The 11,660-nt window shown below is 54.5% G+C and carries 10 protein-coding genes and 1 tRNA gene; 8 read left to right on the top strand and 3 right to left on the bottom strand.

Features of this window, described 5'->3' with window-relative positions:
• Nucleotides 1-26: 26 nt before the first annotated feature.
• Nucleotides 27-1,187, bottom strand: coding sequence for an LEPR-XLL domain-containing protein (locus Pla52nx_RS25300; RefSeq protein WP_197455167.1), 1,161 nt, complete (start codon nucleotides 1,185-1,187; stop codon nucleotides 27-29).
• A gap of 58 nt (nucleotides 1,188-1,245) precedes the next feature.
• Nucleotides 1,246-1,887, bottom strand: coding sequence for a hypothetical protein (locus tag Pla52nx_RS25295; RefSeq protein ID WP_146523798.1), 642 nt, complete (start codon nucleotides 1,885-1,887; stop codon nucleotides 1,246-1,248).
• A gap of 332 nt (nucleotides 1,888-2,219) precedes the next feature.
• Between Pla52nx_RS25295 and Pla52nx_RS25290 the strand changes: the two genes are divergently transcribed.
• From Pla52nx_RS25290 to Pla52nx_RS25280, 3 genes are all read left to right on the top strand, one after another.
• Nucleotides 2,220-2,804, top strand: coding sequence for a sigma-70 family RNA polymerase sigma factor (locus Pla52nx_RS25290; protein WP_197455168.1), 585 nt, complete (start codon nucleotides 2,220-2,222; stop codon nucleotides 2,802-2,804).
• A complete protein-coding gene (locus Pla52nx_RS25285) occupies nucleotides 2,801-6,403 on the top strand; it encodes a WD40 repeat domain-containing serine/threonine protein kinase (protein ID WP_146523800.1) in 3,603 nt (1,200 codons plus the stop codon). Before Pla52nx_RS25290 ends, Pla52nx_RS25285 begins: the two co-directional genes overlap by 4 nt.
• A 149-nt stretch (nucleotides 6,404-6,552) precedes the next feature.
• Nucleotides 6,553-7,479, top strand: a complete 927-nt coding sequence (locus Pla52nx_RS25280) for a hypothetical protein (protein ID WP_146523801.1) — start codon at nucleotides 6,553-6,555, stop codon at nucleotides 7,477-7,479.
• 638 nt (nucleotides 7,480-8,117) lie between these two features.
• On the opposite strand, the gene Pla52nx_RS25275 is transcribed toward Pla52nx_RS25280, so the two are convergent.
• Nucleotides 8,118-8,191, bottom strand: a tRNA-Val gene (locus Pla52nx_RS25275).
• A 525-nt stretch (nucleotides 8,192-8,716) separates the two neighbouring features.
• On the opposite strand from Pla52nx_RS25275, the gene Pla52nx_RS25270 reads away from it, so the two are divergent.
• From Pla52nx_RS25270 to Pla52nx_RS25250, 5 genes are all read left to right on the top strand, one after another.
• Nucleotides 8,717-9,010, top strand: coding sequence for a hypothetical protein (locus Pla52nx_RS25270; protein ID WP_146523802.1), 294 nt, complete (start codon nucleotides 8,717-8,719; stop codon nucleotides 9,008-9,010).
• A gap of 357 nt (nucleotides 9,011-9,367) precedes the next feature.
• Nucleotides 9,368-9,670 carry a hypothetical protein gene (locus Pla52nx_RS25265; RefSeq protein ID WP_146523803.1) on the top strand — a complete coding sequence of 101 codons (303 nt, stop codon included), beginning with the start codon at nucleotides 9,368-9,370 and terminating at the stop codon, nucleotides 9,668-9,670.
• Between the two features lie 116 nt (nucleotides 9,671-9,786).
• Nucleotides 9,787-10,062 (top strand): hypothetical protein, encoded by a 276-nt coding sequence (locus Pla52nx_RS25260; RefSeq protein ID WP_146523804.1) that lies wholly within the window; start codon nucleotides 9,787-9,789, stop codon nucleotides 10,060-10,062.
• Between the two features lie 278 nt (nucleotides 10,063-10,340).
• Nucleotides 10,341-10,706, top strand: a complete 366-nt coding sequence (locus Pla52nx_RS25255) for an STAS domain-containing protein (protein ID WP_146523805.1) — start codon at nucleotides 10,341-10,343, stop codon at nucleotides 10,704-10,706.
• A gap of 301 nt (nucleotides 10,707-11,007) precedes the next feature.
• Entirely contained in the window at nucleotides 11,008-11,457 is a 450-nt protein-coding gene (locus Pla52nx_RS25250; protein WP_146523806.1) for an ATP-binding protein, read from the top strand.
• Nucleotides 11,458-11,660: the final 203 nt, after the last annotated feature.

The following is an 11,660-nucleotide window of genomic DNA, read 5'->3' as shown; positions in this document are numbered from 1 at the left end:
ATCATGGCAGGTTGGCCGCTTTTTGTTTACCCAGATTCCGCAATGCTCCGCAGAAGCCTCGCGGGTTGCCGGTCACACTCGTTGCCCACCAGAACGGCTTTCAAGTAGGTCCCCAATGATCGTAGCGACCGAGCGATCTGTCGTTCATCCGTGTCGTCGCCGCTTACGTTCTCGTTGCTGTCGAAAATCTCTTCGGGGTAACGTAAATCAACGTTTCCTAACGCCCGGTTCAAATCGTCGACAAGATCTTGGGCGACGGCGTTGTCAATCGAATCGGCTGCCGACGCTCGGGGGATCCCAAGCGTCCGATCGATCTTCACCGGGACATGTGCGATCGATCCATCGGGCTGAACAAGTGTCCTGGTGTCAAAGTCGATCGTTTGCTCGTTTCCGTCACCATCAAGCGTCTTCAGTGTCAACGTCATATCGAAGCGGATCACATCATCCACTTGTCCGAATGCGGGAACTGGATCAGTCGCTTCCAACAGCGGCGTGGTCAGCGAGATGGTGTCAATGTTGGTGTTGTCTGCTGCCCGCATTCTTATAGCTGGCGAGTTATTGATCTCACTGATTTGCGCGACAACTTCGAATACGACTTGATCGTCAATGCCTACCTCAGACGCAGCGTTGTTAAGGCTGTCTTTCCAGGCGTTCGCGCGTTGCAGAATGTCACCGTTGAGATCGGACGGCTCCTCCGCAATCAGTGTCATCGGACTGCCGCCATCGATCGACAGATTAAAGCTCAAATTGCCTGACCCGGCGGCAAAGGTCGGGGCAACTGGGCTGCCGGAAACGTGATCGATCAAGATGACCTCGGGACGCAAGGACGCATTTTGTGCGAACTTCCTTACCGTGTCGCCAATTGCGAACAGGCCATCGAGCGGTTTATCGAACAGCGCGATTTCGTCGACGATTGGAACGTCCGAGATCGATTCGGCAGTCGATTGGAGTTGATTGGCAACTGCCTCAAGTTGAGAGACGCCTTCATAAAACGTCCTCAGAATGCCGCTTGTCAACGCGTCGGATTCGGGGCCAGATTGACGATTGACGCCGGACAAACCGCTAATCGCATCCGCCGACAGCAGATGCCGTGGTTCAAGCGATTCAAAGACATGTCGACGCCGCCGGTCGCGAAGGCGTATGGATCGACGGTTGGAATTCTTTCTTGATGGGCGGATTGTAGGCACGTTAAGATTCTTGAAGTAAAGGGCGTTCAGTTGCCAATGCGCACACGCGATCCTGTTTCTAACGTCGTTTCCGCCGATGTTGTCGGCCGCACAGAATGATGGCTCCAGCGATTAGCCAAACCGACGACGGTTCGGGCACGGCGGCGGATGAAACATTGGCGGAAATTTGATAGTCGTAGAAACCATCTCCACCGTCGTCGCCACTGTTAAAGCTGGTCACAATCGCGGTGTAAGTGCCGCTGGTTGGCAAAGACAATGTGAACTGCACGTCGTAAGTGAACTCGCCCGGCAGGATGTAATCCGCGGCGTAGGCGGCACCACCATCGTCGAAAAAGCCGAGAAATCCTGGATCGCCCGAATCAATGAAGCTGGATGCCCCACCACCAAACTCACTCGTATCCGTAAACGCGCCTTCAAACAGCCAAACGTACGGATCATATTGGGGTTCGGAACGCATCACGCTCAGTGTCAGCGAATCACCCATCGTCCCGGCAAATGTCCAAAATCTGCCCAGGTCTTGGTCGTCGTTAAATGCGAACGAATCGATTGCATCCAACTGCGACGATCCGTTCGTGCTCAATTGCATCGACGTGATCACCCCCGCAGCGGCAGGAGTCCAAATGCCCAGGACGACGAGTACAATACCTGCCGTGATGGGTAAATGATTGAAACGGTTGCGTGACTGAGAGTTCTTGCGCATTGGGGGTTTCTGTGACGGGCATGAAGATTGGTCGGTGAGTGGGCGGTACACGGCGACTGGGGTCATCGGTTCAGCCGTTTCCCTGTTGTGATCTGGGCTTAGAAGCCTGACGTGAATTCGTTGCTATGGGAGATTGGCAGACAGCGACCGTCATGCGCAACGACGTTTTTTCGTGAAACTCAGTACTCAACGACAAACCGTTTTGAGCGTCCCACTTTATTGCCGAATCTGCTATTTTCTTGTTTTTCTGCGTTGCGCGATTGGCAATGCGTCGGCCCTCACCGACGGGAAGTACAGATGGTTTTTGCTGGGAATCGATTCGGTTGTCACCAATGGACGTATCGCGATCAGACAGCTCGCTATCGGATCAACTGAATCGATATCGTTCGTACCTGTCGTTGTTGGCGGAAGCCGAACTGGGGAAACGTTTGCGAGAACGCGTCAGTCCATCGGACGTGGTTCAAGAAACGTTGCTGGAAGCGTATCGTGATCGGGGAAACTACCGCGGGACACACGAATACGAGTTTGTGGCGTGGCTGCGCAAGATCTTGCACCATACGTTATTGCGGCTACATGAAGCTCATGTTCGTGCCGCCTGTCGCGATATACGTCGTGAGGTCAAATTCTCACAACTGGATCGATTCGAGGAATCGGCCATCCGCTTCGAACAGTCCCTGGTCGACCAGTCGAATCGGCCCGAAGACAATGTTGACCGCTATGCTCAGATCGCGGCTGTGTCGAGTGCCCTAACGCAATTGCGTCCAGACTATCGTCACGTGTTGATGCTGCGGAATTTTCAAGAGTTGTCATTCGACCAGATTGCGACAGAGATGGGACGTTCGTGTCCGGCGGTGAGAATGCTGTGGCTACGAGCACTCCAAGCACTTCGGAAACAGTTGAGTGCGAGCGATCAATGACACCGAAATCACGAGCCGAACTGCTTGCCGACCTCGCACCGAGCGAGCAATTGGCGATGATACTCGACGACTATCTGACGAAACGTCAGCGAGGTGAGTCCGTCGATGTGGATCAGTTGCTCGCCGAGCACCCGCATTTAGCAGATTCGCTGCCTGAATGCCTGGAGAGTCTGCAGGCGTTGCATCAGTTTATCGAAAAGGCTCCCAACATCGTTGAGGATACAGCCGACTCACGAACCACCTCGGCGCAGTTCACCGATCGCGTGCCGTCCGAACATGAGTTCTCCGGTGGAGCCAGGGAGACCGAGTCCCCGCATTGCCCGACGACGCTCGGACGTGATCGGCTCGGACACTATCAATTGCTGCATCCTCTTGGACGCGGAGGAATGGGAATCGTTTACGCGGCGCGACACGAAACACTGAACCGCGATGTTGCAATCAAAGTGTTGCCGCAGCCGCTTAGCAATACTCGTTTGCTGCAACGCTTTGAGAATGAAGCAAGAGCAGTGGCCCAACTCGATCATCCCGCGATCGTGAACGTCCATGAAGTAGGTGTCGACTGCGGCGTTTCCTATTACGCCATGAGATTGATTCGCGGCTGGAATCTCAGTGAAGTGATTGCGATCATTCAAGAGCAACCTTCTCGCGAGAGTGACAAGCCGGCTGCGACCGTCGATCAAACCGCAACACCCTCGCTACCCCGCTATGCCAGCGATTCGTGGTGGAGCTGGTGTGCGGCAGCTGCGAGGACAATTGCTGACGCCCTCCATCATGCTCACCTAGCTGGCGTTATTCATAGGGATGTCAAACCGTCAAACTTGATGGTCGATTGCGACGGAAAGCTATGGATCACAGACTTCGGCTTGGCTCACTGCGAAGGCACCGAGACGCTGACCCGATCAGGTGATTTGCTGGGAACACTGCGTTACATGAGTCCCGAACAAGCGTTGGGGAATGTTTTGTTGCTGGATCATCGCAGCGACATCTATTCTTTGGGTGCCACCCTCTATGAGCTGTTGACACTGCGGCCGGTCATCGACGACGCACCTCGAAGTAAAGTCCTGGAGGAATTATCAAACTATGCCGTTCGCGCGCCTCGACAACGGTGTCGGCAGGTCCCAAAGCCGCTCGACATGATCGTCGCCAAAGCCTGCGCTTTTGACCCCAGAGACCGCTATCAAACAGCCGCGGACTTTGCTGATGATTTGGATGCGTACCTGCACGATCGACCAGTCTCCGCGCGTGCACCGGGAATCACTCTTTGGGTGACCTATTGGGTAAAAAAGCATCGCGAAATGACGGTCGCCGCTGCCATCGCGGGTTGTCTCTTATTGATTGTTCTGGCAGTGGGAACTTTGCAAATCAATCGGGCTCGGCGACGAGCCCTCGATGGCGAGCGCCGAGCCATTGCGAGTGGAAAGAGGCTGGCCGAGCTAAACGTAGTGGCAGAACAGCAACGGGCCGAAGCGATCGAACTGCGAGAACAGACTGATCAAGCTCTTTGGAAATCGGCTCTGAGTGAAACACAGCTTTGGCTTGCGAGTCGAGAAGCTGGCCGTCGTGGCGAGGCGATTCGTGCCGTCGCCGACGCTGAAAATGTTGCGAAGCGAATTGAGGTGTCACAAAGCGAACTCATTCGGTTACGTGATCTCAAGATTGCGGCCCTCGTCAGTGATGATCTTCGTCTAAACAACAGTTGGCCGTTGATTGGTCATTCGCATATGATCGAAGCGACCGCGATGACCAGAGACTACTCGTTTTATACTCAGCATCGACACCAAACACTTTCCATACGAGAAACAAAGACAGACCGCGAAGTCGCCAGCATTCAGCTGATCGATTTTCCATTGCGTTGTCGCTTCAGCCACGATAGTCGGTATTTAGCAGTCATCGGGGAAGATGAATCGGCCAACCGCAACACATTGCGAGTGTTCGATTGGCGAAACAGCCGCCAAGTCTTGCATCTTTCCGCAAAGGACTTGCCTGCAAGCATCCAACGAATGGCAGTCGACTTTCACCCTGATGACCACTCATTAGCAATCGGCCTCAACAACGCCAGTGTGCGGATCGTTGACTTGGAGGGCTTTTCAACAAAGACTCGACCAACGGAACGCCTGGGACCAGCAATCGACTTGCCTTCGACCGCACATAGCTTGGCATATTCACCCGATGGCAAGTCCCTTGCCGTTGCCTGTATGGATGCGGCTAAAGTCGAAATTTTTTCCACCGATTCGATGTCTCCACGCGAGTCGATTAATACGAGTGAAACCGCTTACTCGCTGGCTTGGCGTAGCGATTCAAATCGCGTGGCAATTGGCAGCGGCTATGAAATTGAAATTTGGGATCAACAGATGGATGGTAATTGGATCCTTGCCCACACCATGGGCAAGCAAACCGCGCCGATCCATGAACTGTACTTTCATGCGACAGGACGATTCGTCGTGTCGCACGGATATGACGGCCGATCGCGACTCTGGCGGATCGGCAATGACACGGCGGTGATCGAACTCGATGGACACGCCACCGAACCGAGTGGGGATGGAAGGCTGCTGGCGGTTCGTAACACGCGAAACGTTCAGTTCTATGAGATTGAAGTGGAACGATTTCGCTGGGATCTAGGAGGCGGACAAGTGGCTGCTCAACCGAGAGTGCTCGCCGGGCTCCATGCGGGGCGCGTCCTAGCCGTTGGCAACGCAAAAGGAGTGAACCTTTGGGATCTGGAAACCCGTCAACAATTGCAATCCTTGGATTTAGGTGCGGCAACATGCCTTCAGAAATCGACTTGCGCAGATCACCGTTGCGAGCAACTATGGATTGCCACGCCAACAGGAATGATTCGTCTCACCACAGCCGCGACTACGGAGCCTGACGGCACTTTCCACTTGGACGTAACGGATCAAAGTCTCATCCAATTGCCGAATCAGCACATCGCGGCTCAGTTCGCGATTGACACCGGCGACGCTGCAAAAGTGGCCTATAGCCGAGCCGGCGAAAAAGGAGTGTGGCTTCATCAACTGGGGCAACAGCAAACCCAATTGTTGGTTCCTGACGTGGAACCACCGAACATCAGTTTCAGTAGAGACGGTCAGTGGATCGCCATGGGCCGCCGCAATTTAATGCACTTTGTCGTTTGCCCGGTGTCCACTATGCGTCCCACCTTTTTGGAAGGTCCACGTAGTGGGTTCGTCGGTTTTTCGGGAGGGCATTCTGATTTGCGTTTGGTGACCGGGTCTCCCGATGCATTTCGCATTTGGAGCGGATCACCTTGGCAAGTCGTGGACAAGATACCGGTTTCTGATGCCATCGGCCAAGGCGCGTTGGCGATCCAAGCGAGCGGCGATGTGGTGGCAGTGGTTACTGGACCGCAAACACTTCAGCTTTGGAATTCAAGGTCGTGTCAAAGTATTGGAAGCTTGCAGGTGCCGAGCGAATTCGGAGCCCCCGTCCAAATCTACATCACTCCAGACGGCGAACGAATTGCCGTCGCAGTCGAAGACAATGTCTATGTATGGGAATCCGCGAAAATACTTCAACAGATCCGTCATCGAATCATCGACTTCGCATCCGTTCACAGCAACTCGGGCATTGTCACACAATAGGTGTCATCGGGCAAAGTCACCAGTGGCAAACCACAGCCACCAAATGCCAAATATTGTGGACCACGACAACATTTCTTTGCATTCGGAACCAAGCCGACGTACCATCAGCTTTCAAAATCCGGACCTTCGATTGAAAATATCAGCTGTCCTTGGCGATCGACTGGTCGATAGCAGAAGCCCTCTTGAGGATTCAGATGAAGACTGAACGCGCATTAGCCTGCAGCGGCCACGTGATCCTTGGCTTACTCATTCTCCCTATGACAGTGTTTGGACAGAGTCCGCCAGCAGGAGAGCATCTACCTGAGCTAACAATCGAGTGCGAAGTGGAACGCGATTGTCCGCCAATGGGCGCAGTTGTCACCATCGGCATTCATGTGGCACAGCCATCAAAAGGGCATCTCTATGTCCTTCGCTATGAGGTCCGTGTTCAAGAACAAGCAGGAGTACTCGGTCCTTTGTTAGGGGATGCGAGTTTTCCCAAAGGAGTTTCATACGATGTGGACAATTCAGAAGGAAAGGAACTCGCCCGAGATGGAAGCGGGAATTTCAATTTGAAGGCGACAATCGATATGACACGTGAGAAGTTGCGTGGGATGACGAACTGGCCGGACATGGGGCAACAGCGAAAGGTCGTCGTCGCCATCGAGCCTCACGTCTACGACAAGACAGCGAGTCTGTACGTAACACCGCCTTCGCTCTCGCCGGCTTTTCTTCTTGTGACAATGGACGAGAGCGGAAAAGTGAAATCGCTCCAAAGCTATGAAGACTGGGTTTGGAACTTTTCCTTGCAGTTTAAACGAGTCGACTTCCCGATTCTGATTGACACTCTGAGCCGGCTTGGCGACTTCGATCCAGTGGGGCGACAGTTGCCCAGGGCGCTGGCGAGAATGTTGGAAGGCGATGATCTCAAGCCAGAGGATCATCTTGCTTTGCTGAGGGCAATGCGACCCGAGTGGGTGCTGCATGGCAAGTTAGGATTGGAATCCGGGTTAGCACAGTTGCTCGAAGAGTTGGGTGCAGTCGATGATGCAGAAACTCAGAAAGAAGTAAAACGACTGTTAAGTGGGGGCGATTAACTGCGGACCATTTGCGACGACAAACAAGCCTGCTGGGACAGAGCACTTTGCCACGCTCAATTCGACAGCATGAGGGCTAATGCTGGAATCTTGTGTTGATGGAAGATGCGTCACGTGTAATATCGGCGACGAGATCTGGGACTGGCGTCCCAGGCAGGCTTTGCGATTCCGTCGCCTCCGCGGCTTTCAACTACGAGCCATGCGTTCGGTGGTCTTCGGTCCACAGTCACGGATGCGAAGGCAGCATCACGCATGGTGCGCCGAACAGATGCCGCTGGACGAGAAAAAGTTCCAGGAGGAGAAAAAGTTCCAGGTCACATTTCTCGTCGTTTTTTTATGGTAGCCTCGGATTCGTCTCCGGTCTTGAATCGCTTTTGTTTCCCTTGACAGTTCTGGTAAGTCGTCCAGTGCAGGACACGATCGGCTTCACGCAACCCGACCGAACTGAATGTCCCCAAGTGTGTTCCCCGAAACCAGGCCGCCAGGGGGTAAGGACGGGCGCACCTGAAATCCTCATGAGGAATTTCTTCCTGCGGAGCACGCCCCACAAATGCCGGCCAATTGTCTGACGATACCGAACGGTTGCCGACAAACATGAAACCCCGCGAACCGCTGGGTTTCACGGGGTTTGGGGCAAATGGGCGATACAGAACTCGAATCTGTGACCTCCACGATGTCAACGTGGCGCTCTAACCAACTGAGCTAATCGCCCTTTGAATAAGGGAGTGGGCTTTGGAGAAAGCCTCACTTGGCGGGCCGCACGCGGGTGCTGCTTGCCAGTGTTGGGTCTCATCGGCACAGGAGATATCCGACCTTGATTCCCGTTGAGTCGATGACCGAATGCGTAGTCTGCAACGGTTGTGGCAAACCGTCAAGTCTCCCTTTGACGAGGTTTTTTTCCGGGATCGCATGCCGCGATAGCACACGGCAGGCCGAAGTGTCCCGTGATCTTGGAATTCGACGACTCCGAAGCCGAGTAGGCTGCCAAATCGGAAGCTGAATCCAGGGCCAAAGGCTAGATTTTGGCTCAAATACACGGCATTTGCCAAGATTCAGGCATGCAACGACGGTTCGGTTTCGGCATGAATCGGCATGAATCGGCATGAAAACGAATCGCCGCCGGTGTAGAGGGGCGAGCCAACAGCACAGGTTCATCTTGTCTTTTGCCCGGGGGGACGCCTAAAACTGTTTTTGCAGGGAAAAAGATGGATCACGGGTTTGATGGAGTAGGTAAGCGATGTCTCGATTCTTAGCTGGGATGGTTTGTGGTGCGGCGATCCTATTCGTGGCAATGCACTACCACGTCGTGCGGGGCAACAACGGCGTCGTCTTGGTCCCCAAAATCCAAAACAACCTGTCGGACATCTACACCGACATTCGCAACTTTGAGCTGCAGGATTGGCGGAGCCACAAACCGCTTGCCGCCGCCATCATGCGGAGTAATCAAGCCGATTTGATGCAGGACTCCGCCCGGGAATCCTTCGGCAGCTCTGTCGCCGGAATGGTGGATTCTTTGTTGGGCGCAAAGTGATCGGTTGGGGACGGTTCTTATGGGGTTCTCACGCTGCGACTTGGGGCGTGGCCGGCTGAAGCCCAATACCGTTCAGCGAAGCACCCGGCTGTGGTATTTTCATTTAACCGGTAGCCGTAGGCGACGCTTCATGGAGCACCGCCTACCCTTCGGGCACGGGTTAAACGAAAACTGAGCGGTATTGGGCTGAAGCCGGGACACCAGCGTGTGGTCGTCAGCGGCATGACCGTTGCGACGCGATGTTTGACCAATCGCGTGCATTTCATGCTGTCGGGGTGTCGATGAAGGAGAACGCTCGTGTCTGATGCGCGGGCAACCCCAGGTAAACCTCCTTCCAAGACGTGGGGCCCATCGCCAATGTCCATTTATCGCAACCGATTCTTTCTCGCCGGCATTCTGTTGATTTTGCTAGGCACCCAATTTCGCATGATCGACTCGGTCGTACTCAACGAGCCGACGACGCGAGCGTTGGCGAAGTTCACCAACACACCGATCGTGGACAACTCCACAACGATGGGTTCGATATTCAGTACCGTGACGCCGAAGCCGACCAAGCGATTGCAGCCACCGCGCTGGTTGGGCTTGGCGTTGATTGCGGTGGGCACCGTGATCAGCTTGCACGCGTTTGCCTTGCCACAGCACAAAAAGGGTGGCGACTGAGCACTCTGCATGTGTTCTTTTCTGTTGTCGTCGGGTCTGGATGAGTCGGCATGAATGCAAGTGCGTCAGGGATGGCGAAACAATCGCCAAGGTGAAACGGCCCGAGGGCTGGTTTCATGAAGACGCCCCGCCCCGCCATGTTATTGCTGCCGCTGCTAATCTACTGGGCGCCACGCCCGATGCAATTTGGGCGTCGAACCATGCGTAGTGCGGTCGCAAGCGTTGTTATGATCGCGTTAATGGGGCCGCTATGCGCGTTGGATGGAGCGGCAATGGATCGCTACTCGGGAGCGAGATTTGAGTCCGATGACTTCGGCGGCTCACGGCAATCGCTTGTTGATGAACAGTCGCAGTCTAGCGATTGGATAAAGCCGCGTGTCTTTGTCGATTGACAACGCGATGGGGCGATTTAGGTTGTTTCTGACACCGGTGTGATTCGAATTGTCGCGGCTGAATCGGCGATTACTTCGTTGCCGTCTTGGTGGAAAGCTTGTATTCTGTGTGTTCGGGCGGTGGCTTGGTGCTCGGTTTGAGTACCCAGTTAGGCAAATTTGATTCGAGCATCGTTTGAACAGGCTGCACCAATATGCTGCTTAAAGAACATTGCTTGGACAGGCGAATGGATGAGGCGGTGAGAAGCCAGGACCAATCAACCGAACCTTGAGGCCCCATGAGAGATTTCAACCTGCTGAGAGTGCGATACCGGGACGATGCTCCCGTGATCTCGTTTGAGATTTCGGATTTCAATCGAGTCCCCTCTGCCCAGCACATCGGGTTAGAAATCGAAGCAGCGATTGAGGACTGCGGAGGGGAGCATTTGATCTTAGATTTGCAGCATGCGGCGTGGCTCTCCAGTGCCGCCTTGAATCAATTGATACGCTTGCGTCGTCGGGCCAGAGAATCGGGGGTCGCTTTGGTGCTGGCGGGAGTGCAGCATACGGTTCGTCAGATTTTTGTGATCACGCGATTGGACCGCCAGTTTTCGATTGATGAGACTGCCGTCGAGGCGAAGTTGACCCAGGCGGAAGCTATCTAGTGCGTTGGGAATCCGCTGATTCACGGCCCACTTTCATGGTCGGCTGCCCCTTGTTTTGACGTTGAGCGGCAGCGTGCAGGGTGTAGAAAGCCATTCTCGCCGCGTCCTGGCTCCCTGGGGGGCTTGATCGGTCACGCCAAAACGTCTGGAATGCCTTCATTGGCAAGGACGCAACGCAATGGATTTCGGGCTACAATCGTTCGGACCAGCGTGTCCCTATCGCCGGAAATCCGATACGGAGCCCGTAACGATCCCGGCCAAGTCTTACTCATCTCATCCACGTGTTTAACAAGTCCAGCCGATGACCACAGACGGGCCGTGGAAGTTTTCACAGTCGATCCCCAGTGACACTTCTATCGGAAGTGGACTGGTTTCTCAGTTGCTGGAAGCAATGATGGAGCGAGATTGGCCGCCCGCAGACCTTTTCCGGACGCAACTGGCCTACGAGGAAGCGATCGTCAACGCGATTCGCCACGGAAATCGTTGCGATCTGGACAAGAAGGTGCTTGTGGAAATGACGTGCGGCGATGAGGAAGTTTGGATTCAGATCACCGACGAAGGAAAAGGGTTTGACCCCCAATCCATCCCCGATCCCCGGCAGGACGACTTACTGGAAGTCCCTGGCGGACGTGGTTGCCTGCTGATTCACGAAATCATGAGCAGCGTCACTTACAATGAAACCGGCAACCAGATCACGATGGTGAAGATCAAAGGTGACTCGCCGCCGATGGACGACGATGACGACGAGTGATTGATGGCGGGTGGTGGGGCAAGTTGGCGGGTGGACGAATGCCGCTAACAGCCGGCTTTCTCGGGTGATTTCGAGGCTCTTTGGATCTCCTGCAGGCATTTCCGTGCCTCCCCGCCCAATTCTCGGGCTGCATTCCTGAGCAAATTGCAAAAGAGGGTTGGTCAAGACGGCAGGTTCTTGGCATAATCCGGGGCCCTATTTAA

Origin of the sequence: Stieleria varia, assembly GCF_038443385.1 — a bacterium.
Classification (GTDB): domain Bacteria; phylum Planctomycetota; class Planctomycetia; order Pirellulales; family Pirellulaceae; genus Stieleria; species Stieleria varia.
Note: the sequence above shows the minus strand (reverse complement) of the source record. Positions and strands in the feature narration are given on the sequence as shown.

What these genes read in the sequence shown, in the direction of transcription:
- Pla52nx_RS25285 (WP_146523800.1), top strand. Translation starts at nt 2,801, where the DNA reads ATGACACCGAAATCACGAGCCGAACTGCTTGCCGACCTCGCACCGAGC.
- Pla52nx_RS25270 (WP_146523802.1), top strand. Translation starts at nt 8,717, where the DNA reads ATGTCTCGATTCTTAGCTGGGATGGTTTGTGGTGCGGCGATCCTATTC.
- Pla52nx_RS25290 (WP_197455168.1), top strand. Translation starts at nt 2,220, where the DNA reads ATGGACGTATCGCGATCAGACAGCTCGCTATCGGATCAACTGAATCGA.
- Pla52nx_RS25250 (WP_146523806.1), top strand. Translation starts at nt 11,008, where the DNA reads ATGACCACAGACGGGCCGTGGAAGTTTTCACAGTCGATCCCCAGTGAC.
- Pla52nx_RS25265 (WP_146523803.1), top strand. Translation starts at nt 9,368, where the DNA reads ATGTCCATTTATCGCAACCGATTCTTTCTCGCCGGCATTCTGTTGATT.
- Pla52nx_RS25295 (WP_146523798.1), bottom strand. Translation starts at nt 1,887, where the DNA reads ATGCGCAAGAACTCTCAGTCACGCAACCGTTTCAATCATTTACCCATC.
- Pla52nx_RS25260 (WP_146523804.1), top strand. Translation starts at nt 9,787, where the DNA reads ATGAAGACGCCCCGCCCCGCCATGTTATTGCTGCCGCTGCTAATCTAC.
- Pla52nx_RS25255 (WP_146523805.1), top strand. Translation starts at nt 10,341, where the DNA reads ATGAGAGATTTCAACCTGCTGAGAGTGCGATACCGGGACGATGCTCCC.